Origin of the sequence: Pseudoalteromonas sp. HL-AS2 (genome assembly GCF_031198805.1) — a bacterium.
Taxonomy (GTDB): domain Bacteria; phylum Pseudomonadota; class Gammaproteobacteria; order Enterobacterales; family Alteromonadaceae; genus Pseudoalteromonas; species Pseudoalteromonas nigrifaciens.
This window is the reverse complement of sequence record NZ_CP133571.1, coordinates 442,937-469,936: the sequence shown is the minus strand read 5'-3', so window position 1 is coordinate 469,936 and position 27,000 is coordinate 442,937. Positions and strand designations below refer to the sequence as shown.

20 protein-coding genes are annotated in these 27,000 nt (G+C 39.0%); 4 read left to right on the top strand and 16 right to left on the bottom strand.

Translation table 11 applies throughout. The annotated features are described in order from the left end of the window. From RB215_RS02190 to RB215_RS02175, 4 genes are all read left to right on the top strand, one after another. Positions 1-1,566, top strand: coding sequence for a hypothetical protein (locus RB215_RS02190; protein WP_309216798.1), 1,566 nt, complete (start codon positions 1-3; stop codon positions 1,564-1,566). Beyond that, positions 1,559-4,411, top strand: coding sequence for a site-specific integrase (locus tag RB215_RS02185; protein ID WP_309216797.1), 2,853 nt, complete (start codon positions 1,559-1,561; stop codon positions 4,409-4,411). The genes RB215_RS02190 and RB215_RS02185 overlap by 8 nt, the downstream gene beginning before the upstream one ends. A gap of 10 nt (positions 4,412-4,421) precedes the next feature. Next, positions 4,422-5,732 carry a hypothetical protein gene (locus RB215_RS02180; RefSeq protein WP_309216796.1) on the top strand — a complete coding sequence of 437 codons (1,311 nt, stop codon included), beginning with the start codon at positions 4,422-4,424 and terminating at the stop codon, positions 5,730-5,732. A gap of 472 nt (positions 5,733-6,204) precedes the next feature. Further along, entirely contained in the window at positions 6,205-7,359 is a 1,155-nt protein-coding gene (locus RB215_RS02175; RefSeq protein ID WP_309216795.1) for a site-specific integrase, read from the top strand. Positions 7,360-7,431: 72 nt separating this feature from the next. On the opposite strand, the gene galU is transcribed toward RB215_RS02175, so the two are convergent. The 16 genes from galU to RB215_RS02095 form a co-directional block, all read right to left on the bottom strand. Continuing rightward, positions 7,432-8,313, bottom strand: a complete 882-nt coding sequence (gene galU / locus RB215_RS02170; RefSeq protein ID WP_309216794.1) for a UTP--glucose-1-phosphate uridylyltransferase GalU — start codon at positions 8,311-8,313, stop codon at positions 7,432-7,434. A gap of 203 nt (positions 8,314-8,516) precedes the next feature. Then, positions 8,517-10,478 carry a nucleoside-diphosphate sugar epimerase/dehydratase gene (locus RB215_RS02165; protein ID WP_309216793.1) on the bottom strand — a complete coding sequence of 654 codons (1,962 nt, stop codon included), beginning with the start codon at positions 10,476-10,478 and terminating at the stop codon, positions 8,517-8,519. 485 nt (positions 10,479-10,963) lie between these two features. Beyond that, positions 10,964-12,142, bottom strand: coding sequence for a DegT/DnrJ/EryC1/StrS aminotransferase family protein (locus RB215_RS02160; protein WP_309216792.1), 1,179 nt, complete (start codon positions 12,140-12,142; stop codon positions 10,964-10,966). Positions 12,143-12,187: 45 nt separating this feature from the next. Beyond that, on the bottom strand, positions 12,188-12,826 hold the full coding sequence (locus RB215_RS02155) for an acetyltransferase (RefSeq protein ID WP_309216791.1): 639 nt from the start codon (positions 12,824-12,826) through the stop codon (positions 12,188-12,190). After that, on the bottom strand, positions 12,819-13,418 hold the full coding sequence (locus RB215_RS02150) for a sugar transferase (RefSeq protein WP_309216790.1): 600 nt from the start codon (positions 13,416-13,418) through the stop codon (positions 12,819-12,821). Before RB215_RS02150 ends, RB215_RS02155 begins: the two co-directional genes overlap by 8 nt. Beyond that, complete coding sequence (locus RB215_RS02145) at positions 13,415-14,536, bottom strand: glycosyltransferase family 4 protein (RefSeq protein WP_309216789.1); 1,122 nt, start codon at positions 14,534-14,536, stop codon at positions 13,415-13,417. Before RB215_RS02145 ends, RB215_RS02150 begins: the two co-directional genes overlap by 4 nt. Beyond that, entirely contained in the window at positions 14,536-15,426 is an 891-nt protein-coding gene (locus tag RB215_RS02140; protein ID WP_309216788.1) for a glycosyltransferase family 2 protein, read from the bottom strand. Before RB215_RS02140 ends, RB215_RS02145 begins: the two co-directional genes overlap by 1 nt. Positions 15,427-15,621: 195 nt before the next feature. Then, positions 15,622-16,689 carry an EpsG family protein gene (locus RB215_RS02135; RefSeq protein WP_309216786.1) on the bottom strand — a complete coding sequence of 356 codons (1,068 nt, stop codon included), beginning with the start codon at positions 16,687-16,689 and terminating at the stop codon, positions 15,622-15,624. A gap of 352 nt (positions 16,690-17,041) precedes the next feature. After that, on the bottom strand, positions 17,042-18,157 hold the full coding sequence (locus RB215_RS02130) for a glycosyltransferase family 1 protein (protein ID WP_309216785.1): 1,116 nt from the start codon (positions 18,155-18,157) through the stop codon (positions 17,042-17,044). Positions 18,158-18,213: 56 nt separating this feature from the next. After that, entirely contained in the window at positions 18,214-19,245 is a 1,032-nt protein-coding gene (locus RB215_RS02125) for a glycosyltransferase (protein WP_309216784.1), read from the bottom strand. Continuing rightward, complete coding sequence (locus tag RB215_RS02120) at positions 19,242-20,336, bottom strand: polysaccharide pyruvyl transferase family protein (protein ID WP_309216783.1); 1,095 nt, start codon at positions 20,334-20,336, stop codon at positions 19,242-19,244. The genes RB215_RS02125 and RB215_RS02120 overlap by 4 nt, the downstream gene beginning before the upstream one ends. After that, the gene (locus RB215_RS02115) at positions 20,333-21,355 is read right to left on the bottom strand and encodes a glycosyltransferase (protein WP_309216782.1); all 1,023 of its coding nucleotides are present in this window, start codon (positions 21,353-21,355) and stop codon (positions 20,333-20,335) included. Before RB215_RS02115 ends, RB215_RS02120 begins: the two co-directional genes overlap by 4 nt. Then, complete coding sequence (locus tag RB215_RS02110) at positions 21,352-22,488, bottom strand: polysaccharide pyruvyl transferase family protein (protein ID WP_309216781.1); 1,137 nt, start codon at positions 22,486-22,488, stop codon at positions 21,352-21,354. Before RB215_RS02110 ends, RB215_RS02115 begins: the two co-directional genes overlap by 4 nt. Beyond that, a complete protein-coding gene (locus RB215_RS02105; RefSeq protein WP_309216780.1) occupies positions 22,488-24,227 on the bottom strand; it encodes a thiamine pyrophosphate-binding protein in 1,740 nt (579 codons plus the stop codon). Before RB215_RS02105 ends, RB215_RS02110 begins: the two co-directional genes overlap by 1 nt. Positions 24,228-24,246: 19 nt before the next feature. Continuing rightward, positions 24,247-25,308: an NAD-dependent epimerase/dehydratase family protein gene (locus RB215_RS02100; protein ID WP_309216779.1), complete on the bottom strand. Its 1,062-nt coding sequence runs from the start codon at positions 25,306-25,308 to the stop codon at positions 24,247-24,249. After that, a complete protein-coding gene (locus RB215_RS02095) occupies positions 25,305-26,843 on the bottom strand; it encodes a polysaccharide biosynthesis protein (protein ID WP_309216778.1) in 1,539 nt (512 codons plus the stop codon). The genes RB215_RS02100 and RB215_RS02095 overlap by 4 nt, the downstream gene beginning before the upstream one ends. Positions 26,844-27,000: the final 157 nt, after the last annotated feature.

The window sequence follows — 27,000 nt, the reverse complement described above, 5'->3', positions numbered from 1 at the left end:
ATGAGTATGTTTACACACATAGCGAAAAGTAATCGTTTAAACAATGCGGGTGGCTGTTATCCAGATGCAATGGCACATGCTACAACATTTACCATCTTGATGATAAAGCTAAATAAAGAAGACAAAAAAGATCGTCTTGCAATGACTATTATTGCACTTTTTCTTTGGTTCACTCAGCAGTGGACTAGTATTAAATCTTACAAAGATATTCCAAATTTTACTCGTATATCAGGGACGTTTGATTGTCAGCCATTCACTTTTCGTACCTTTACACGAGGTAATAATTGTTGGGCAGAGTACGCTCATGAGATAAAAGATAATCAACACACTTATTACGTATGGCAGCCGATCCCGCGCTATTTGAATTGTATTTTTCAACCTTATTTAGGTGATCAAAGATATAATGTCCCCTTTTTAAACGATCGCGTTAAACAGCGACTTTTTAAATTAATAAATAGCCGTTGGAAGACGCCACTAGCGCTCAAAACTTTTAAGCCGGCGAGAAAAAATACCTTTTATCGTTACATATCGTTATGTGCTCGGGCAGACGAAACATTGACCCCTATCCCAAGAAAGCACTTAGTAAAATCAGTTAAAGCACACCATACTAGCGCTATATGCTATCAACGGCTCAGCAGCGACCGTCTGAGATTTAAAATTTTTGATGCCCATAACAGATATATCGGCTTTTTATTTGAATTCATACGAAAAGAGAATTTGCATTCGTATTTCAAAGTTCATCTCAAAAGTAAAACGGTTAACCTTATTACTGAGCGCCTAAGAGACACGCCTTACGAAAATATTGATCCAGATCTGAAACATAAAGGGAGTATGAGTCAATATAAAATCATTAAAACAAAAGGAAATAGTGATCATGTTGCAGTGCCTGCAATTATGCTCGGTAGTCGCCGTGTTCCTAAAGATAAAGACGTCACTGACTTTCTTAATCGTATTGATAGTTATGTTAAACAACTTAAACCAACCAATAGGGCTTCACGTGCGCAGTGGTTAGCTTACTTTAATGCAGTCAGCTTTCGCATAGCATTGCTGTTTATTGTATTAACAGGAGTAAGGCCAACTCACAGTATTAGTTTGCTCTCTCATTATTTTTCATTCACTCACATTACGTTTGTCAAAGATAAAGGCCGCTTAAGGCAAGTTATTTTAAGTGATTACCTGCTTAGAGAAATTACGCATTACACTGAGCTAAAAGCATCACTTCATTCCCAACTAAGCTTACATGATGATTTACCTGAGCTTTGGTACATTTATGATAAGTCAGAGACTCCAACACCATTAAGTGCTCGTGCGTTACGCGTATTTATGAACAAACACTGGGCTGGTGTTGTTCCTTATCAGCTCAGGCACTATTTTGCTCAATGTGCTCATACTATTATTAGTCTTACACCACTTACGGCTCAAGATATAGATCGCCTAATGGGCCATGAAAATACAGGGGAACATTTAGGTAGCGATATTATGTTCCCAAAAAATATTGACGTTCTGAAAGCTTACTTAAACGGGCTAGACCAACATATCGGCGTTAAGGAGTTACATTATGTCTAATCGCGTATTGATACATGCAGCAGATATTCAAGACTACCTAAGTAAAACGGCACAGCCGTGTGCTGATACAGAAGTTATTGCTGAACTTTTAACTAAATGGCCGGTAATGCAGCAGCAAACGCGTTCATTAAAAGAAAAAGAGATAAAGAAGGCACAAAAAATAATAGCAACTGTGCCAACAGGTAAGCGAGTACACTACACTAGAGCTCTGCAAAACATTCTTTATTATTTACGTTATGCATGCCAGTGGCAGTTGCCGGAGTCTCAGGATGGTTCTGAACTTGTTAAATCCTTACTTACTGACGCAGATCATGAGTGGTTTGAAAGTATAGCGAACGAAGCTGGGCTATCACACTGTGTATTCTCATGCTACCAAATAGATCTCAAAAAATTTTATGAGCAGCGTGAGCTTAGCACTGCTTTTATGGTGATTATGATTGGCTTTGAGATAGCGCCTTTATCGCTTGGCGATATATCAACTATTTTAAATGACCCCCAATCGATAACTAATGAACATCCTTATCCACGACTTCGCGTTAAACACCAGTGTAACAATACAGATATCACCCATTTTCCTACTCATTATTCTTTATCATTATTAAGTCAAAACTTACTGCGTGATTACTATGCACAACAGCCTAAGTCAACCACAACAGCGTCTTTAGTAAAAGAGCTTAAGCACTGGCTGGATACAAATGGCATTCAACACATAGCAAAAACACAATGGTCGAGACTATTTCAAATTCATTGGTATAACCAATATGAAATAAATCCTATTTTTATTAAAGATTTAGCTCAACCTGAGCGTCATGTGGGGCTAATAACTGACGACAATGTCTGCAAACAAAAATTAGCTGATATTTACAAGAATAATCAGAATACGACGTTGTTTACGTCATTATCAACGCATAGGCCTAAGAACCCATGGCAACATGGGAAGTTACTTAAAGCTGTCGACATAAATGAGGTAAATGAAATAGAACCCCCTCCTTGGGATACCGATAATATTTTGCCACGCTTGATGTTTGACTTCACAAAAGATTGGGTAATTAATGGCGGCCCTAAAAAAGCAGCGCTTGAGAAGGGAACCATTAGAACGTATACCTCACTCACAAAGGTACTAACCCCCTTTCCTCTGACTTTAACTGATGCGCTCATTGAGGAGTCGATTAATGAGTGGGCACAGGATATTTTTGTTTCAATTAAATCTGATGCAGTAAAAAAAGCCTTTTATAAATTTTTAGCGTTTTTAAGCTGGCAAGAGAAAACCGAAGCTCTGGATTTATCTAATTTTAGCAAACCAATTATTGCCCCTTCTGTTAGCGCTGCCCGCTTATGCGTAGATGAATGTGACTCTCTTATAAATGCACTTATCGTTAATGGGGCAACAAAGCCCACATTACACATTTTATTTTGTATTGTTGCTGCTTTGCTCGGTTTTTACGCTATGTTGCGCCGTGGTGAAGTACTTAGATTACGCATTAAAGATATTCAATTTAAAAATGAGACGGGGCTTTTAACACTCAATATTACGAACACCCGTGAAGGTAAAACAAAAAGTGGCTCCTCCCGTATGGTTTATACAACGATACCCACACGATACCGCTATTTTTTTTATACCCTGCTTGATATTAAAAAACACAGTAATCAAGATTTACCACTTATAAGTCATGACCTTGAGACACTATCCTCTCGCGCTATATCCTATTTAGTACCCGTATCGAGGGCATTACGAATATTATTTGGTATTCACTTTAACTTTCACCATTTACGTCACAGCGGTATGCATATATTTATGCTGCAAATATTACATTGCGTTAGCTATACGCCCGACAATTTGCGCGGGGAAACACCTCTTGAGCAAGAAGTGCTATCAGAAAAATCAGTGGCCATTCGATTAGATTATTGGTTCAAAGGCAGAGAGGCAATTGAGGTTAATAGTGCTGCTTTTTTAGATAATATGGGAAAACAAATTGGCCATATTTTTTATGCAACTACACGGTGGTCTTACCTACATGATATCGATTGGCTTTTACCAATAATAAGTAAATATCATAACCCTCATACTCACAAGCAGTTTTCACACTCTGCGTTACGCTACCTGATGGGGCTAAGTGCGTCATCTAATGATTTATCTAGACTACTAAGCCATATTATCCCTGATTATGATCAGCAAACACTTGCTGAAAAACGACGTCAATTAATAACAGTAACTGAACACGCATTAAGGGTATATGTGTTTCAGATAAATAATTTAAGCCAAGCCGCACAAAAGGAGCATATAACTGACACACTAAGCAATACATACTTGGAAGAAAAGTGGTTGGGTACGCTTGAAAAGAGCCAGTTAACACTGACTAACTTTCTTTTTGATAAGCTAATACACCCTGATCCTAAAGCTGAAGAAGCAGTAATTAACTTTGAGTCTATTAGTGCTATTTGGGAATGTGGGTGTCGTCACCGCTCTCAGCCTATCAATAATAAATATCTAACAGCATATAAATCATTCCCCAACATAACAGTGTGTAAACACAAACACGCATTACGTTTAAATATTGCCTGTACCACCAAAGATGCGTCTGCGTTTAATGCTGTATTTAGACATACAGAGTGGGCATGGATGCGATGTGAATTTGAGCTTCACATAAATAGAAAAGTAGACAGTAAGCGACCGTTAGAAATGGTTAAAAAGCATTATGCAAAGAAAAGTGAATATAAATATATCAACGTTTTACGTCAGCAAGAAGGGCCAAGTTCATTGACTATTTACCTAAAGCCAAAAAGCAAAATATCTATCCATACACTTGAATATGTAGAACAGTTTATTAAATTAATTAAAAATTAGGGGGGTCGTCATGGACGCTCACTTTACAGACAAAGAAATACATAAGTTAAAAAGGTTCACTAAATCCATATCTAGTTCAAAAAATAAGAACAAATGTAAAAATGTGACAGGTGTCATTGATAATACGATAAAAAAACTAACTCTTATAGCAGGGGAGGTACCGTACTGTTATATATGTAACATAGACCTTAACAAAACCTCAGGGCAGCTCAAAAATCGTTCTTTTTCCGTCAATGCCGAATTTTTGATTCAGCTGCCTTTATATCTATCAAAAAGTCCAATTTTAGCTATTACGCAAGAAAAGGGGCTCATTAAATTAGGTGTTACTGATCATACTATTAGGTCAAGTAAAAACCATCCACAGCTCCCCGGCTTTAAAAGCTATAAATGCGCTAAGGGCCAAAAAACTCATTTAGAATACCTAGATGAGTATCAAAAAATTGAAGGGGATCCAATATCAAAGACTGCTTTTGAAACGGTTATTTTTTTAGCAAGTAAATTTAAAAGCTTTGACTTTATTGAATTTGACCCAGTAAATAAAGCTATTTTTATTCAAATAGACGGTCATGTGTCACGGGTAACACTAGATGAAAACATTAAATTAACAGTCCCTTTAATATTAAATGAATTAGCGGTAGATGACATAAAACAGATGCTCGACCAAAACACAGACCCGTACATTCATTTTTTACAGCGAGGTAATGATCTCCTTTTGCAAGGCTCTGATATATCTATCACATGCCCGTTAGCGGGTATTGAGGAGTTTAGAAAGAAAAAGAAAATGCTGGCAAATGTCATTATCAAGGCCTCAATAGATTTTTACGCATTGAATATGGAAGTAAATAATTGTAAAAAGGCGTATAAATCAATAAAATCTGGACACTTATATATTAGTGAAAGCCTAGTATCTATCAACAATATAGGTGACGATGGGGACCTAAATAACGAAAGAGAGAATTTCACACGACCTTTAACTATTTTTAGTATTGATAAGATTGAAAAAGCAAAGGAGTACGTATTTCGCTTTACAGTAAAAGACTTTAAAGATCTAAAAAATCTTAGCATTAAAAGAATAGAAGAGATAAAAGAGATGTTCTTTCAGGTTACTGAAAACCAGGTTGGTCAACTACTTCTAGAGATTTTTGAATGTTCAGAAAGTACTGTGCCACTCAGTGTACTCTCTGTTGAAAGGGATGACAGTCGGCTTCAAGAAATTTTAGCATTACACAAGGATTATAAGCCATCACAACTTGAGCAACCATCCGATACAGATAAAAATCAACACAAACAGCAAGGAGCACAAGGGGAGCTTGATGTTTGATCCCGAGTGGGTAGAGGATAAAGAGGAAGAATATTAAAAAACAACAAAGTACTGGACAAATAGACAGCAGTTGCTATATTAATTAATGAAATTTTGAACAATTGTGAATTTAATCCCTAAAGCGTAAAAGCATTGTGGCATAGCACGATTGGGAACAATACCAATTCGCTTAATTAAGTAAGCTATTTTGAAGCAAGAAAACCGGGTCGAAAACAAGGCAAAAATTTCGTTATTTAGTGGTTCTAAATCAGAAATTTTTAACGCTGTTAGCGTCAGGTTTAATACTTCAGATTGATTACGTATTATTGCGGGTTGGTATCTTATAAGCAGTTGGGGTAAAGAGGCGGCAACCTCCCTACCCCGTACCGGCTGCGCTGACTTTAAACCCACCCCAGCCGATGACCCAATTCTAACGAATTCCATCGGTGAGGGATAGATCTATTTATAGATCCATTAACTGATGGAGGCCATTATGGCTCACATTCGCATTCGCCCCAATGGGCGTATTCAATTTGATTTACACATCTATGGGCAGCGCTTTCGTGAAGGCACTAAGCTCATGGCAACCCCTGTTAATATAAAAAAAGCCAATGCAACGCTTAAAAAAATCAATGCTGAAATTGACTTAGATACGTTTCAGTATCGTGATTATTTTCCTGACAGTAAAAAAGTGGCTAAGTTTGAGGCGCTGCAACGCGAAAAACATCCCGATCGTCTTTATCCGTTTTTTAACGACTATGCGAATGAATGGTTCGATCGTCAAAAAGCAAAATGGAAAAGCAGTTACCAAAGCGTGGTACGCAATACGCTGGACCGTTACCTTATTCCTGAGTTTGGCAATATATTAGTAAACGAGATCAAGCTGATTAATGTGGATTATTTTCGAGAAAGCTTAATGGTTTGCGATACCAAAGGGGCCCGTAAACTTTCTAATAAACGTATTAATGGCATTCTTTGGCCGTTTGTTGCCATACTAAGTTTAGCGGCAGAGGAGCACAGCTTTCCTTACCCATTACGCCGCTATAAAACCCTAAAAGAAGAACGCGCTAATTCGTTGCCACTTATTGCCGATGAAGTACAACGCTTTTTAGAGTGTACCCCCACACAATGGCGCGATTATTTTACAGTGCGCTTTTGGACCGGTATGCGTAGTTGTGAAATACATGGCCTTCGCTGGGAAGATATCGACTTTAATCATCGGCTCATTCGTATTCGACACAATTGGGTTAATGGTGAATTGGGTGATGTAAAAACACCTAAGTCGCGCCGAGACCTAAAAATGTGCAATACGTTATTTACATTGTTTAATCGCTTACAAAAACAAGCAGACAGTGAATTTGTGTTTACTCACAAAGGCAAGCCGCTTAATACCCACTTCGTAAGTACTCAACTGTGGTATCCCACTCTTAATAAAGCGGGGCTTGCACACCGCCGCCCTTACGAAACACGCCACACCGCAGCCGTACTGCATATCGCTGCGCACGAAAATCCACTGTACATCTCGCACATGTTAGGCCACAGCGACACGCGTTTATTGTTTGACGTGTACGCACCGTATGTTGCCAATGCATCAAGGCAGGATGGCTTTGCGTTTAATGAAATGATGATTGAGCGAGGGATAGCCTGAGACAATTAATTATAGCTAACGACTATTTTTTCGTTGGCTATAAAAGTTTATTTTAAAATTAATTTCTGAGAACTAGTTTACCAGCAATTTTAAATGCTCAGTGAATTCTTCACCTAACGTTTCATGGCGCATGCTGTATTCAACAATGGCTTTTAGGTAACCGAGTTTATCACCACAGTCGTGTGAACGGCCACTCATATGAAATGCTTCTACGGTTTCGCTTTCCATTAACGCATCAATCGCATCAGTTAGCTGTATTTCGCCACCTGCGCCTACTGGGGTTTCAGCCAGTAACGACCAAATATTTTTACTTAATACATAACGGCCAACAACCGCAAGGTTTGATGGTGCAACATCAACCGCTGGCTTTTCAACCATGGTTTTAATTGCTGCGCTTTCACCTGGATTTAACTGCACACCATTAATGTCGGCAATACCGTATTTACTCACGCCCTCCTGCGCTACCGGCTCAAGCATAATTTGGCTGGCTTGCGTTTGGTTAAAGCGGGCAATCATCGCAGCTAGGTTTTCAGTTTTTTGATTTGCTGTATAGGCATCCAGAATTACATCGGGTAATACCACTACAAAATCGTCATCACCAATAATAGGCTTTGCGCACAATACAGCATGGCCTAAGCCTTTAGCTTCACCTTGGCGTACATGCATAATGGTTACATCAGGTGGGCAAATAGAGCGTACTTCATCAAGTAAAACACGCTTAACGCGTTTCTCTAATGTAGCTTCAAGCTCAAAACTAGTATCAAAATGGTTTTCAATCGCATTTTTAGAGCTATGCGTTACTAATACAATTTCTTTAATGCCTGCAGCAACACACTCATTTACTATATATTGAATGAGAGGCTTATCAACCAACGGTAGCATTTCTTTAGGAATGGCTTTGGTCATAGGTAACATACGAGTGCCTAAACCGGCAACAGGGATTACAGCTTTCACAGATAGTCCTTTAATTTATTCGTTAAGTGTTTGTACAAATTAACAGCTCAGCAATATATCTAAGCTGAATGTTTTTAATCTTTTTTTAAAAGTGCTGTGTAATGTAAACAGCAGGTTTAATAACTAAAAAGCACCGAGCTCAGGTTGAGCTAGGTGCTTTTTAAATTTCTACCTAATACCTATGATTTGAAACCATAAGTAAATTATTTATTTAAATTAACCACATTATTTATGCTTTCAGTATTACCTTCAGATTCATTTTCAAGTCTGGCATTCCACACTAAATCACAAATACCATCAGTGGGGTTAAAGCCAGTTGGTGCATCGAGTAATAATTGGCGAATTTTTTCATGCTCAAAGTTATGGCATGCAATATCAAGCGCATCAATAAATACATTAAGCTCACTGAGCGGCAGCATTACTTCATGTGCGGTCATTATACGCTCATGCGGTGTTTGCTCTACGTTATCGCCTATTAATAGCTCTTCATACAGCTTTTCGCCTGGGCGTAAACCGGTACACTTTATTTCTATATCACCATGTGGATTCGCATCAGTTTTAATTTCGAGGCCCGATAACCTAACCATCTTGGTTGCCAAATCTTTAATTTTTACTGAGTCACCCATATCAAGTACAAATACATCACCGCCCTTGCCCATCGCACCCGCTTGTATAACAAGCTGTGCAGCTTCAGGTATGGTCATAAAGTAACGAGTTATATCAGGGTGAGTAAGTGTTATTGGGCCACCTTCTTTTATTTGGCGTCGAAACAGTGGTACAACTGAGCCACTTGAACCAAGTACATTACCAAAACGCACCATACAAAAACGTGTTTTGTGTTTAGCGCCTTGCTCTTGTGCTAAGCCTTGTAGTACTAACTCAGCCATTCGCTTAGTTGCGCCCATAACATTAGTTGGGCGTACCGCTTTATCGGTAGAAATGAGTACAAAGGTATCTACCTTAGCCTCAACAGCAGCCTTTGCAGCGTAGTAGGTACCAAATACATTATTACGTACACCTTCTACTACATTGTGCTCAACCAATGGCACATGTTTATAAGCAGCGGCGTGATAGATGGTTTGCACACCAAAGGTTCTCATTACCGTTTCAAGACGATTTACACGCTGCACTGAGCCCATAATGGGGATGAGTTCAATATTAAGCGCATTATTAGTAATGAATTCACCCAATTCTTTTTCAATTGAATAAAGGGCAATTTCACTGCGCTCAAACAACACTAATTTAGTTGGTTTAAGCTTTACTATTTGTCTACACAGCTCAGAGCCTATTGATCCACCAGCGCCGGTAACCATCACTACCTTATTGGTTATATTAGCGGTCATTAAATCATCTTTAGGGGTTACAGGATCGCGACCCAATAAATCTTCTATACCCACATCTCTAAATTCAGTAAGCTGTGCTTTACCTTCGACTATATCGGCCATGCCTGGTATTGAAAGTACTTTGATAGATAACGGCTCAAGTTGTGCGAGCACCTGCTTTCGCCTTGCACGGCTTTCACTAGGCATTGCCAGCAATATTTTCGTTGCTTTACGTTTTCTTATTAATTCATGTATCTCGTCAAACGCACGTATAGGAATGCCCTGTACTATCGAGCCATGCTTTGTCACGTCATCATCAATAAAAGCATTTACAAAATACTCTGGCCCCGCATTCAATGCCGTGGCTAATTGACGCCCAGATGAGCCCGCACCATAAATAATAACCGGCTCTTTGCTACCAGTAGTCATTTTTCCTATCAGTGCACGCACCAATACACGCGAGCCCCCTACTGTTAATAAACATAACCAAGCAAAAATAAACGGCATAGTGCGCGGTATACTTACCCCAGCAAAAAAAGCCAGTAACACTAGGCTCGCTGTAGTAATAAGCGTGCCTAATACAATAGCCCATAACGCTTGCGAGTTCATGTATCTCAGTACTGCGCGGTATAAACCCAATCCAATAAACGCATATAAAGCAATAGGGATTAACATTAATAACAGCAGCCAATTATCAGCACTTTTTAATGGCTCAAAGCTATCGAGCCTAACAATAAGGGCTAACCAAAAGGCGGTCGCTATAAAAAGTGAGTCAATGAAAAGCGTAATAAGGCGTTTTCTAGGCCTAGAAGCACTTAAAATAGAACGAATAAAACTATCCACGGCACGTTCCTTTGCGGTTCAATTACAGGGTAAAACCTGATATGATATTTAAAATTAACAACATTGTAACTATAACAAAAAACTCATTAATGTAAGTAGCTTTAAATGATGATTTATTTATTACACGCTTAGGGAGCAATTGCAGCTTAAGCGATTAATTGAGACAGTTAAAATAAGTGGGCGATGCGACTATTGGTGCATTAAATAATAGCAAAAAAGTGTCTCAAAAGCGTCTCAACGCTGAGACATCTTTAAAAATAAACTCTTATGAATTAATGCGTTAAACGCATCAAGAAAATATGCCTAATAGAATATACGATTGGGTGATGAGCTTATGTGCTATACATCTTATCAATTAATGAATTAAACAACCCACTTTATTCCAATCTGCATCATATAAGCAAATATTCAAGCATTAAGCCTATACAACGAGTACAGCTTATAATTATTAATTAATAATTATAAGCTGAGTGCTATTCACACCTTTAAGATTTAGAAGCCAATTCAAATACTTCTTTCATTACTTGTGTTGTTTTAGCTATTTCAGCTTCAGTAAGTGTTGGGTGTACTAAAAACATGATAGACGTTTCGCCCAGCTCTACTGCATTAGGTAAACGTTTTTCTGGGCGCCACGGGGTATTATCAAACGCTTTTTCAAGGTAAACCTCTGAGCAGCTTCCCTGAAAACATGGTATACCACGTTCAACTATTTCGTTAACAATACGGTCACGATCCCAACCATCAGCTAGTTGCTCAGGCTTAACAAACATATAGTGTTTATACTCAGCGTGCTCAATATAACTTGGTACGGTTACTAAACGAATACAACTAAATTCACTGGCAGCTTTATCTAGCTCAGCTCCATATGCTTGACGTTTAGCATTCCAATCAGCCATACGCGTTAGTTGAATACGACCTAGTACAGCTTGAATTTCGGTCATGCGCCAGTTGGTACCAAAGCTATCATGATACCACTTAAAGCCTGGTGGGTGTTCACGGTTATAAATTGCATCAAAGCTTTTACCGTGATCTTTATAGCTCCACATAGTAGACCATAACTCTTTAGAGTTTGTGGTTACCATGCCGCCTTCGCCACCAGTAGTCATTATTTTATCTTGGCAGAAACTCCACGCACCAACATGACCAATACTACCCACTGAACGACCTTTATATTTAGCACCATGTGCTTGGGCACAGTCTTCAATCACATAAAAGCCATGCTCTTTACTCAATGCCATTATTTCATCCATTTCAGCAGGCATACCTGCTAAATGCACCACAATCACCGCTTTAGTTTTTGGTGTAAGTACTGCTTTAATACTTTCGGCTGTAATTGCTTGGCTATTTAAATCAACATCAGCAAAAACAGGTGCTGCACCAGCGGTAACAATGCTTGAGGCAGACGCTAAAAATGTACGTGGTGTAGTTATTACTTCGTCGCCAGCGCCTACATTTAACGCTTTAAGTGCCAAATCGAGCGCTAGTGTGCCATTACCAAGTGCTATAGCAAATTTACTATCAGTCCAAGTAGCAAATTCTTTTTCGAATTCACGGCCTTCTGTGCCAGTCCAGTAGTTAACTTTATTTGATAAAACTACGCGACTAACAGCATCGGCCTCTTCTTGGGTGAAGCTAGGCCAAGGTGAGAAAGGGGTATTTAACATGGTATTCCTATTTATTCTATATAGAAAAGATCATAAAAAGTATTTTTAGTCGCTTTTTATTACAACAGCGGGAGAGCCATACGCTGTTACATTATCAGGTATATTTTTTACAACTGTACTACCTGCACCAATTAAACAGTTATCACCAATCGCTATCAATTGCATTACTTGACTGCCAATCCCAACCCAGCATTTAGCACCAACAGATACGCCACCAGCTAAAGCAGCATTAGGGCAAATATGAGTAAAGTCACCAATGATGCTGTCATGCTCAACGACAGCAGCGGTATTGATAATACAACCAACGCCAACTTTGGCAAAAGCATTAATAGCAGCGCCAGCAAAAACTACAGTTCCTGCAGCTATTGCTGCATATTGGCTTATTACTGCGGTTGGGTGAATTAAGGTAATAATGTTAAAATTACTTTGTTGAAGTAACTGTATTTTTTGCTGGCGAATTTCGTTATTACCTATAGCAACTACAACGTCATTATTTAACGTGGTAGTTGTATTATTTAGGGCTATTAAATTAGCGCAAGTACCGTGTATTGCCCAATGCTCAATATTTTTTTTACTTGGGTAAGCATCATCATAAAAATTAACTGTATATCCAAGTTGCTCAGCAATATCAGCGATTACTTTACCGTGACCGCTTGCGCCAACTATGGCCAAATTTTTAGTCATTATTAGAACCTTTAAATGGCTCAATAGTGACATGCCCATCAGCACTTATGCCTTCACGCACAAACACCTTTTTTACTGTTAATAATAATATTTTCATGTCGAGTAAAAAGCTTTGGTTATCTACATACCAAACATCAAGCTTAAACTTTTTATCCCAGCTAATGGCATTGCGACCATTTACTTGCGCCCAGCCAGTAATACCTGGGCGAACATTATGACGGCGCGCTTGCTCAATGCTATACAGAGGTAAATACTGTACTAATAAAGGGCGTGGACCAACTAAGCTCATATCTCCTTTTAATACATTAAATAAACCAGGTAATTCATCTAAACTCGTTGAACGTAAAAAAGCACCAAATTTAGTCATACGCTCATCATCTGGCAATAAGTTGCCATGCTTATCTTTACCATCAAGCATGGTTCTAAACTTCATCATTTTAAATATTTTATCATTCAAACCAGGGCGGTCTTGAGTGAATAGAATAGGTGAGCCTAATTTAAAACGAATAAGCACTGCGACGAAAATTATTACTGGTAATAAAACAAACACCGCGCTGAGCGCTGTGATAAAGTCGAATAAACGCTTAATCATTGTGATAGCCTACTTTGTTCATGTTCGTAAAATTTAATAAACTCGTCAACTATAAGACGCTCAGAGAATTCAGAATGAACACGTTTTAAAGCTCGTTCACTCATTCTCTTTAACAGTTCTTTATTTTGACATAAATTCAACATTTTTTCTTCGATATCAGCTGCATCTTCAACTTGATGTAAGACACCTGTCTCATTGTCAACAATTGCATCAGACAACCCATAAATAAGAGATGCTAATGTAGGTAGACCACACGCAGCAGCTTCAATAACTACATTTCCAAATCCTTCTCGATGACTTGGTAAGCAAAGTAAATCAGCCGCTGAAAAGTAGGCTACTATATCATCTGTAAAACCACAAAAGATCACGCCATCTGTATGATTCACTTCCGACAACAAACCATCCTCATCGGCACCAACAATAACAAGTACTGCAGAAACTTTCTTCGCAACGTTTCTATAGGCACTTAAAAGTTCAGGTATGCCTTTATCTTTTTTTAAGCGTCCTGCATATAAAAAAACAAACTCACCATCTTTAAGTTGAAGTTCAGCTCTTATATTGTCACGCTTTTCTTGCGAGAACTGGAATTTAGATAAGTTAACACCAGAGATTGAACCTTTGCCTAAAACCCCACTCTTAACTGCTGTTACAATCTTATTCTTGATTAAGAAAGATTGCTGAGAGGGACTATCAACTAGCACTGAAGTAGTAAAAGAGGCTGTTAGTTTATCTAGCGACTTCAATAAAAAGCGTTTAAAGCCAGTTTGAGTTGCCCATACTTGTCCCGTGAAGGTGTGGAACCTTAGTTCTACTCGTGACAACCAAGCTGCTATTTGACCTATAAACCCTGCCTTGGGCGTGAAAGTATGAACTATATCGTACTTTTCAACTTTGAGAATACCCACTAGCTTAATTAGAGATACAAGGTCATCGAATATAGAAGGCTCTCTTTGAATTTGGATCCGGATCATTTTTACATTAGCTGGCAAAAAGTCCTCATCGCCATGCCAATTAGAGATAACATGTATTTCATAGCTTTTCTCGATTTCTTTGATGAACGGCAGCAAAAAAGCTTTCACCGTCATAGGAGAAGCGGTGATAAAAGCGATTTTTTTCATTATTGGTGCTCTTTAAAGTTTTTGATTTTATCAATCTCATCATTGACGAGGTTGTATAGTTGACCACTTTGTGGAGTAGCTTTGTTCCTCAACGAAATTAATTTATTCATAATCCCTAAAATGTTAAATAAGCGAGTTACAAGTATCTTCAGCTCAATTTTAGAATAAAAAGAAAACCTCATACCAAAAGGAATTGTGGTTTTGTACTTCTCTCTAATTACATTTCTTTGATTTTTATATGCACGAATTAGTTTATCAAACTGTATAGAACTTTCTTCCCTATAAAAATAAAGGGGTTCTCTTATATAGCCTGCTTTTAAGTCATCCTTGATTAAAGCGTCGAGCCAAAGCTGGTAATCTTCCATTAGTTTTGCATTTTCATCATACAAATTCCTTAGGTACCACTTCCGCCTTACCATAATAGTGGCATGAGCAATTTCTGTAGAGCCTTGAACTCCATTTTTTAATGTTAGGTCTAGCCTTTTAGCCCCACTGGGTAACCTTATAGACATGACACTACAATCATTTGCGATGGAGCAAATACCTGTGGAAACCAAATCAACATCTTTATTTTCGTTCAAAAAGGTTACTTGTTTTTGAATACGGTTTAAAGCAACCAAGTCATCAGCATCCATTCTTGCAATATAATCCCCTTTAGCAATCTGAATAATCTGGTTTAGTCTGGCAGGTAATCCTAAGTTAATTCCATCTGAAATAACTTTTATCCGTGAGTCTCGAAAAGAATTAGCAATCTCGAGCGAGCGATCGGTAGAACCGTCATCGACCAGCAGCAACTCAAAATTTGAATAGTTCTGTAACAGTATACTTTTAACACTTTCGTACAAAAAATCTTCTGCATTAAAAAAAGGGATGCCTATTGTAACTTTCATTCAGATTCCATTAATAATTAGGTTATTCGGGACTAATTCTATATAAAAATTTATAGTAGACAACTTCAAGTTGAGCAGTTTCTAATTTAATTGCAGCAGAATAAGATGTACGTTTTAACCTCGTCATTTTTCACCCAAATTTATATACTTATCAGCATGTTGCCCAAAATAAACCTACAACTAAGATTCTCCAGCTTAAAAGAGCATACTTAAGCTTCTGTCTACTGTATATGGGTAGAGACCTGAAAAGTTGACTGTTGTTAAGTAAAAGTAAAGCACTGCGACGATAAGCACACTTAGCAATACAAAGCTGCGCGTACTGGCATTTTTAAAATAGAGCACAGACATAGGCAGTGAAAATATTGAAAATTGCGTAAAGTATACACTTAGTCGTAATATACCCGATGGGTTAAGAGATAGAATTATGGAAACCCAACCAATACACACCGCTATTAACATGGAAAGCAGGGAAATGTCATACAGCTTGTCATTAATTGTATTTAGCCTTTTACTCACCCACAACCACATAAGCAAGCTGGTGTTAAATAACACAGCGACTACCCCCCCTCCTTCAAAGTCGCTTTTTGCATATGATTGATAGCGCTGATCATATTGAGATGCAAAGTCCACCAAAGACGTCACCGACAGCGCAACCACAACGGCACACACAACAACCAGGATCAACTGCTTTGCATTTAACTCTTTTCTGAAGATAAAATACAAAGGCAAACAAATTAACATGGTTTTATGTACTAAAAACCCGAACAGCACAACTGCCAGATACTTTAATAGATTACCATTCAATACATATTTAATGGAATATAAGAACAAAGCGATAGCAATTGCTTGCCTGGCACCGTTAAAGTGGAAGGTATAAAAACCGAGCAAAAAGAAAAAGACAAATGAAAACAGTTTATAATTTGCATATTTACAAATGGTTGAGTAATAAAATAAACAAACTAAAAAGCTAATTGAGAACAAATGAAAAATTTGGCTTTGACTAAAAAATGTATAACTAACTTTCTTTGTAAAAAATGATAGCAATGCATACGCAGGCTCGCTAAAAAAGTTATTTTTTAAAAATAACTCAGAAAGTTCATCAGGGCCATTTCGCCAAATAAACAAATAAGATCCAGTATCAGTACCGACATTATATGCTCTTAATGCTGACAATAAGACAAGTAAACATAATGAGAGAAATAAAAAATAACGATAGCCAACAGCTTCTTTTTTACACAGCACTTCATAAAAATAAAAAAACAATACGCTAATTAAAAAGACACATAAATAAGATAACAAAACGAATTCAACTTATAGATTTATATAAAAATTCACTGCAATATGAAAAGAAAAGATTTTAAACTTCCAAACCAAATTGAAAGCATCTTAACCCAGCACCCAGCCTGATTTATTAGCTTCATCAAGAAAATTTAAATCATTAATATTCAAAATAAACCCATCTGAATTTCTTAAAAAATTTTAATGAAAAGGTATATTAGATTAAAACTACCATAAAAAACACTAATTACAGGCACCGCCATTCCTTCAGAGCTATAAAAAGGAAACTATACCAAAAATCAGCATATCCCCCCTTACTGCTACAACAGCATCTAGCTTAAACTATAATGACAATTAAACGTAAAATTAAATGCAGCATCATTAAACGTTCAGCCCCTGCTTTTGCAGAAAAGCCATGAGTTTCAAGAAATTGCTTCCTGGCTTCTGCTGAAGGCTTTGAGCATTTCACTATAGTCTGCATACGGGTTACCCACATCTCTGGAGAATCATCCAGGTCAACAAACTCAATCAAACCAATACCTAAATCGACTTCTGACGATATTGTGCTGGAAATCACGGCTGGCAATCCCGCAGCCTGCGACTCAACTAACACAACCGGAAACCCCTCATGTAAAGAAGGCATCAGCATCACATTCGCCGCAGCCATCAGTTCAGCAATATCCTCCCTTAGCCCGAGGAGCTTAATATGCTTCTCTAATTTCAAAGCGCGTATCTCTTCTTCTATCTTAGGTTGCTCATAACCAGCACCTACAAAAAGCATCTGAAACTCTTGCCCCGCATCACGTAAGGCTGCTGCAATTTTCACAGACCAGGTATAGTTTTTCACCGGCATCAGCCGCCCGACTTGGACAATAGTCATGCAGTCATCGGCAATTCCTAATTCCTGAATGGTAGTTGCACCATTAGCCCGAGTGAAGTGTTCAACATCAACAGCATTGGGGATGATCTCTACCCCTTCTTTCCCTGGGAATAGATATTTAGCAGCAGCTTGACCGCACGCTACATAGCGAGTAGGTACCCACGATATCAGCCAACGCATCACACGCTGGTACATGCGCCCCAGCACAGAGTAAGAGTTACCATCGCTGGTACTATGGGAGTGGGCAATACGAACGGGAACTCCTGCAAACTTAGCTGCAAGCAGGTTCAACCCGATATTGAAAAGCATATGGGAGTGAACAATCGGCCAGTTGCCTGCCTTAAGTACTCTATATAGTTTCCAAAATCGGCAAACCGGATTACTTCCCTTAAGACGTATAACTCGCCCCCCGAGTGCCTCAATCTCGTTATCGAAGTCACAGCGTTCTTCTGTAAAGTAAACAAAGTCAAACTGGAACTGAGAACTGTCTATTTCTCGGTACAGGTTCATGATCATAGTTTCAGCGCCAGCGCGATCCATTCGGCCAACGATGTGGAGTATTCGTTTTGTCATATAAGCAACTCAAACTTGGAGGTTGGTGAAGAGAATATTGTTGACAGAGTATTTAGCTACTTTGCGGGCTTAGTTAAGGAGCCGGCCACTTGCTGATTACGTCTGGCTGGCGATAATAAGGTCAGCAAGGCTCTCAAAGTGCGGAGTGCCGGCAACCCAACGCTTACAGGCAGGCGAAGCAGGATGGTTATTAGACACCGCCGAAAATTATAAGCGGGCACCAAAGCCTTGTTGCGAATTTCTTGGACACCGAGCTTCGCTTCCCTAAAAGCTTTTTCTAACAAACGTTCATCAATGCGAGTGAGTATGCTCCAGTAGCTGTCGTGCAATTTATTGCCTAATGCCGTTCTTATACCTGTGTCTGCAGCTTCCCCAACCATCGCAATCACAATAGCCTGCACGCGGTAAAGGTCAAGCAACTTGGACCCGGTTGACCCAGTGATTGAGGTTCCTCTCTGTCGGTAGTGATAAAGCCCGGCCTCTACTCTATAGATAGAGGAGGCCGTGAGACCAAGCCACCAGTGAAAAGGCCAGTCTTCGTAACAAAGGCCGACAGGAAACCTGAGCCCAGAGTCCTTGAACAGTTCTGCTCGCACAAATTTAAGCCAAGTAAAATGCGGCAATTCAAAGTATTCACACCCGGATCGCTCACCAGTTTTCGCAAGCTGTTCAACATCAACTACAGCCGGCTTTATGGGCTCACCATCGTCAAATGGAATGCAATCATAAGTGATCACATCCGCATTCAACATCTGAGTTGCACGGAAACAAACCTCAACCAGGCTCAGTTCAACAACATCATCCGAGTCAACAAACATCAAATACTCACCTGTTGCCGCCTCAATCCCTGTATTTCGGGCAGCGGATAGCCCGCTATTTTGCGCGTGTTGTATCAACCGAATACGCTTATCCGCTAAGTGCGGTTCAAGCGCCTTTAAGGAGTTATCTGTGGAACAGTCCTCCACCACAATAATTTCCAGGTTCTGATAGGTCTGCTGCCTAACTGAAACCAAGCAAGCATCAATGTAACGCTCAACATTGAAGACAGGAACGATAATACTAATTAGTGGATTTTCTACTGTGCTCATGATCGAGTCAGCGCCTCCTTTAGGCTAGCGTAGTTACTGAGCTCAACGGGAGATTTATTGAGTTCCCCACGCGACTCGGACAGAAGTTTATCTATCAGAGCCGGGATCTCATCAAGCTGCTCGGGCTCGACAAAGGCAAGACGTGGATGATCATTCAGCCAGTCTAACCAAGTTTGTCGTATCTTGTGATTTGCATTAGGCAGTACTAAACAAGGTGTCCCCGCGAGTAAGCATAAAATCATACCGTGCAGCCGATCCGTTACCACCAGGCTGGCCTTACGAAACTGGCTTAGCTTATCAGCCAGTAATTGTGCACAATGTGCTTCATCCAGCTGCATGCCCCCCGCATGCGTATCTGTTTTCTCAATTGGGTATCCGGTATTGGCCAGCGCGGCGTCAAGATTGGCATATTGTTCTGCCGATAGCAGAGATTCGCGATCATCGCGCAGACATCGCAGGATGCCCGAGGGTTGCGTGCAGTCTCTGGCGCCAAGTGTTCCTGCTGTAGCACTCATCACAATATCCGGCACCCAGCAAACATTTACATTTGAGTGATGTTTAAAAAGCTCGGTTAGTTTATTACGCGTAATAGACTCCCTTACACACACATGAATATCCGGATGCCGAGAATAGACTTTCACGATACGCTGCAAGGCACGGCTAGATGCTGGCGACTCACCCCAGTCGAGTGTTTGAGGGAAGCAGACGATCCGATTACAGGGGAAAGAACGAATTACCAGTTGGCGCAGCTCTTCTATATCCGGATACATAGTCCCCATATTGCCGCCGCCTATAATGGTGACCAAATCTCTTGGTTTTATCTGTTTTTTTATTGATTGCAACTGCGTTCTCGTTTTGCTAATAGGAACGCGAATAACAGTATACCCGCCGAGTGTTTTGGAAAGAAATGCGTCCTGAGCCGCGGTTATTGCCAGATCACCTATGTTACCGTAGTCAGCTGCGAGGAATATAAAAGCACGGGGGCCAGTAGGCAGTTCCACATTCTTTTTATTAACCCAAGTCGATAGAATAATTTTCACTTTTCTTGGGACCATGGGAGACACTTTTTTGATTAACGAAGCACTCATCATACTACTCCTACATTTTGGTTAGACATGCCACGAGAACGAAAAGCTATCCAGGCTCTTAGAGCCCTAAACATCCTTGCTCGAAATAATGTATGAGTGACCTTCAAACCGATAGTTTTCGGTTTTGGTGCACCCCATGCCAGGCAAGTTTTAACAAATTCTGAATTTCTAATACCATGCAACTCAGCAAGCTGAGCATCAATGTTGTCATTCCTCATGGCGTTAGACGTTAGCCAAGTGACTATATGAAGTAGATAATATTCACAGATATCCTGCTTAACGTACTTTGAAAGACCTTCCCCCCGAGAATGAATAGCCACGCGCGCTTCGAAATGGCTCTGCATATTTGCCAACAGGGCGGGCTTGTATTTTGGGCTAGAGAGCGACCCTTCGACCTCAAAGTAGGAGTAAAGTATATCTGCTACCCGGATAATCAGCTTCGCTTTGCTCACGGCCTCTATATTGAAAATGGTGTCTTCACCGAGACGAATTCTTTCATCAAACCTAAGTTCATCCAAAGTCTCGCTACGGTAGATCTTTGTCCACGCAAACCAAAATAACGGCAGATCCTTAGACACCGTCTCTAACAATTGTCTGCTCGAGTTCTTATGCTCAGCTACCTTTGGTGAAAATGCCCTGCGCTGGCCTGTAGTTGATACTCGTTCGTAACCAAAAACCACAATGTCCGGCTTCCGCTCACAAAGGGGCTCAAGTACTGAAAAGAAGTTTTCGGAAATTTGGTCATCGCTATCCACAAACGTAATATAGTCACCTTTAGCTCGAGACAGGCCGGTGTTACGTGCAGCGGACGGGCCTCCATTAGCCTGGGAAATCAAATGTATGAAATTGAAACGTTCTTCATACTCTTTTACAATTCCTGAAGATGAATCGGTGGAGCCGTCATCAATTACAAGAACTTCAATTGCTACGCTCTTTGTTGCAGATACGATACTATCGAGGCACGAAGATATGTGCTCCTCAGAATTATAGACAGGAACAATCACCGAGAATCTAGGCTTCATAGGTACTGCCTCAAAAACTTGAATGAACTCTCCTGTAACGAATCCAATCTGCGACGAACGTCATCAAAATCTATAGGCTCCACAAGCTTATCAATGTCATACTTAGCATCTGGATAAAGCAAGCGATCCTTAAGACCTACCAGCTCAAGCAGGGACTCAAACCTCGCAGCTCCGCGACCCGGATTCACAATTGCGATAAAAGGTTTTTCAAATATCAGAGAAAAAACGACACCATGGAATGAGTCTGTAACCACAAACTTAGACTGATGAAACCCTTCTACCCATTCATTTGTAGGTGGATAACAATAGTTGTCTAACTGATTGATTTTAATTAACTGCTCTGGTGAAGCAGCTTGCCTTGAAAAACATTCTTCCCCGAGACTTCGCGCCACGGCATCCTTCACTTCTTGCTTGAAACCGGTTGAATCAAGCAGGTAAGTTAGCACCCCTTTGCTATTCTGTGCACCTTCTTGGCAAAACTCCGATATATAATCCTGCTTATTTACGAGCAAGGTTGGATCTATAACCATCGACGCACTAACATCAAAATGCTTCTGGCACAAAGCTACTGCGTCTTTCTCTCTGACGGAAACAGCATCAAAGTTTTTTATAAGCTGCTTACACACTTTAGTTTGGCACTCTGAATACTCCCACTCACTTACACCAAAAGAAGCAGCATAAGAGACCTTAGTGGGTATATCAATCTGATCATCATATAGAAAATCTAAAAAATAGGTTTCAAGGCGTGGCGCATATTTAGGACGCCAAACCTGATCACTCCCAACAACAACAGCATCAAACCTTGATTTAGAGAAGTACTGACGCAGCGCTTGATCGTCGAAAATTGGCTTTGTACGATGTATATTTGAATCTATAAACTTAGCTTGATGACCGCGAATTTCTGCTAGGTTTTCGGAGTATAGAGTCTCCCCCCGAAATCTATAGATTATATTTTGAAGTGCCCGTTTGGTCTTTCCTGCGTATAGCCTGATTAAAGAGCTGTTTAAATTATAGTGGCGATCAACAGTGATCGGCTCATGCCCCATACTCCTAAGCACTCTTTGCAGCGCCCATGCTTGGAGAATTCCACCATAATTTGTTGATAAGGGCTGGGTGAGAATGGCTATTTTCATTATCTACCTAAAACTTTTTTAAGTGTGTTAATTGACTTTGTACCTAAAGCTTTTCTGACCGCTGATTTTGCAGAGCTCTTAAACTCTTTTTTTATGTTTCTTACCATTTCTAAAGCTTTACTTTCTTCATCGCTATCGGTAAAAACTTCAAATACAATTGATTGACCACCAGAGTCTTTAACTAAAAACTCCTTATATACTGACTCATACTCTTCTTTAGAAGAAGCGCTTATATATTTAAAACCTAAGTCTTGAGCATAATTTTTAATCAAAGTAGGTGATTTATTTCCATAATGCCCAGAAGCTGAAATAAACTCATCGGCCTGTTCACCAAAATGTGCTGCTACGTGATTATATTGTCTGAACTCGGTACCTTTACCATTATTAATAACCATTATACGAAGGTTATTGCCTGCATGACGATTTCCTATTGAATTCATATCATAAAAAAATGCAAGATCACCAATTACACAAAAGTAAAGTTTCTTAGGGTTTACAAGTGATGCTCCTAATAAGCTTGAAACCCCTCCATCTATTCCAAAACCGCCAACATTCGACATTGTTCTCACTGAAGAAGGTAAGTCAAACAGATTCCAAGAACGTAGGCTGTTTAAAATACCAAAATGAACAACTGAATCAGCAGGTATTTTAGCCGCAGTGCGGCTAGCAACCCAAACATTTGAAAAAGGCACCTCTGGGAACTCATTGCGTATGTCTAAAAGTTTTGACTGACACTGTTTTAAATATGCATCTGATTGTTTGTGTTTTGGATTTGTATAACGCTCAAAAAAGTTTTTTTCATCCATTTCAAATACATATTTTAAGCGCTGAAATGTATCACGAATCTCGCCATCTTCACTTACTCGCCAGACCTCTTTTCCAATCATTGCTAAACCAGAGTAATCCCCAGTAATTTCACCTATATGAATTGTAATATCAGGTTTGTCATTAATAGCTCCAGCCTGATCTTGGCTGGCTGCCAAAGAGTAAATTAATCGATACTTCCCTTTATAGCTACTAGTATGGTCACAAAAGACCACTGCGTTATTACTGCTACAAAAATCATCAAGCGCTTTTGTTTCCTGTTGAGAAAACTCACGATGAGCACCAATAAACACAGCAACACGACCTTTTAATTCGGGTAGTTTGTCAGTAAATGTAAAGCGATTCATAACACGACAAACCGGTAACGTTTTAGTTTCATAAGCGCGGCTATAACGAGTAGGTAAGTTAATATGTACTGGGCCACCTCCTGCGCGTTTTAGTTCAAGAATTGCTTGGTTAACTTTTATTTCACATTCCAAAAAGTCCTCATCATCTTTTACAATTGGCAAGGTAACGCTATGGCGTTGTGTATCATTTGGTTTATTACTACGGTCAATAACTTGTGCTACATGATGGCCTACCTTAGCAATATTTTGTGTAGAGGTAATTGCTAAAACGGGTAGCTTTCTATAATAGGCCTCGGTCATACCTGGCATATAGTTTCTTGATGCAGTTGCTCCAGTACAACTAATTACAACTGGTTCGCCAGTTTCGTGCGCCAACCCGCATGCCATATACGCTGCTGATCTTTCATCTACCGCTGAATAAACCTGGAAAAAATCGTCATGTTGCATACTGCAAACTAATGCCATGTTTGTTGTGCCAGGAGAAGCAATGACTTTACTTATTCCATTAGCTTTTAGTAATGCAATAATAATAAGAGCATTTTTTTCATCTGTATAAAATTTACTCATAATTTAACCTTCCGGGTGTTTAGTACTTTATAAATCGGTAAACAATATATTTAATTAACTGCTTAACACTTTTAAACTCATTAAAACTGGCTAGCTCAGAGGCATATCTGTCCATAATTGCCTCAGAACGCCAATCTATTCCCTGAAAGTTTGGACTTTTAAGAAACTCTTCAAAGCAGTTTGCCAGCATTAACTCGTGCTTATTAAAAGCTGCCACATTAACAAATTCAGCCACTTTAGCGTTATCAAATGAGCGATTGAACATGCGGTCGTAATTAATTTGATATTTACCATGCTTACAGCGTGAAAACTTATCTAAATCAAGCAATATGACGTTAGTTTTTTTACCTAAATGTTTTTCTAAAGCAGCAAGGTAAATCTTCAGTATATCATTCCAACTACAAGCTTTGCTTTGCGTAATATGATACGCCTCAGTAAGAGACTTTGGCTCTCCTATTAAAGCTGACATTGCATTAGCTACATCCAAACCATAAGTTAATGTTGTTAATTTTTTTGCAATATCTTCAGAAAAAATAATGGTACGACCCTTTAATGCTCGGTAGAGCCAACTTTCCTTCTCTAAAGTGCCTAACTGTAGCCTTTGCTCACTATAAGTGATGTAAGGCCTTATTATTGTCCAGTTTGTGTATTTTGACTTTTTTAAAAGGTCTTCTTGTCTTGCTTTAGCTAAAGAATACTCATCAGTAGCAAGGAATTCTTTATCAGATGAGCTATCAAGTAAGCGAGGAGAATCTTCTGTAATAGGATTTTGAGTATGTGAATAAACCCTTGCAGAACTAAGAAACATATATTGAGTGGTAGCTGCTAATAATTTGTCTAGCCGCTGTGCAAAGCTTGTGGTTGTGTATACCATAAAATCAACAATAGCATCCCACTGTTGGTCTAATAAAGAGTATAGAAACTCTTCATCTCTAGCATTTCCTTGAACATATTCAATATTAGTAGTGTTGTCGCGGATGGTACGAGTTGTTACAGTTACTTTGTCGCCTCTTTCAGCTAACAAGTTAACTAAGTGTTTACCCATTGCACCAGTACCACCTAAAACTAGAATTTTCATCATCTATTTAATAACCTATTAATTCGAACAAAAGCCATATTTTTTACTTTTAAACGCCACTCTTTATTCAGTCCAATAAAGTACATTGAAAATGATGAAAAAATAAAACTAAAAGCGATTATCAATACAGACCAATAAAAGCCTTTGGGTAGTAATTCATTTAATAAAAGAGTAGGAATACATGAGGCTAATACAATACTTATGACTGGCAGCACTGTTTTCTTTATGAAAAGCATCATAGGTAATGTAATTAAACGATTTAGTAAATACAATCGTACTGCAAACATTAAAACATTAGCGACTATAGCAACTATAAACACACTGTACGCAGGAGCTCCTTTTGCAACAGCAATCCAAGCTACAATAAATATTCCAATTTGCATTAAACCTAATGATAATTCATAGCCTTTCATTCTACCTGGTGCTCTTGCAGCAGCGGCTAATGGCATACTAATTGACATTATTAACGACTCAACTAAAGCTAACCTCGCAAACAAAATGGCATCTGAAGGGGCTGTTGTTAGCCATATTCCTAAGATAAGCTCCATTTTTAGCATCATGGGTAAAGCAAAAACCCAAAGTAGAAAAAAGGTGGCTTTACTTCCTGCGATAATGAGCGAAAACATATCTTGCCTTTCATTTGCAGCATAACTTTTCACTATTGCTGGGGTTAAACTTGCATTGAAATTATTCGAAAATATATTAACTTGGCTTGCAATTTGTACGGAAATAGCCCGCGCGGCAACGACTGCTGGATTGAATGCTTGATTTAAGAGCAAAGTTACAGCGTGTGTTCTTGCTACAGTTGATATTTGCCCAAACACAGTCCAACCTGTAAAACCTAATATTTCTTTGAAGACGGTGAAGTTCCAATAAAACTTCTTAAACTGACATTCATCATACTTATAAAGACAAAAGCCTATATACATTAATGCATTTATCAGCCCCACACACATGACTAATAACCCATAAAGTTCAAGTTTATCCCAATCAACATATTGAAGCAGATAAACAACGCCTAACTTAATAAAGGCTTCAACAATTGATATATAGGCATAAGTTTTCATATCTTCATGTGCCATAATAATGGCCATGAACGGTGTGGTGAACACGCTTAATATAAAGGTGATACTTGCAAAAAAGTAAAGAGACTTTGCAGCTTCAAAACGTCCATCTGGAACGACTAATTGGGTATCAACAAACCAGAGACCAATAGTCTGCAGAAGAGCAAATGCAATTACTGCTACACCCAAATATAAAATAAGATTAACCGAAAAAGTTTGATTTAGCTTTTCCGTGTTCTTTTCACCTAATGAAAATGAAAAAAAGCGCTGAGTTGCCATTGCTAATGAACCAGGTAAGAATGCGCTTAATGCTACTAGCCCGCCTACTGCCCCATAAATACCATAATCTTCAATACCTAAAACATCGAGAACAATACGAACAGTATATAAGCTGACAAATAGAATCAATATTTGGCGGAAATACAGCATTAGGGTATTTTTTGCTATCCGGTTATTTCTGTTTTCAGAGGTCATGTTAATGCTTTAATTCCATTTGCTAAGTTAGTAAGCCTTGATATATTTATGCTATCCATTAATGGCGTTAGAGAAGAAAACTTATAACCCCTTCCATTACACCCCTTAAATATAACCATAGTGAATAGAGATACTCATAAGTTTTAATATAAATAAC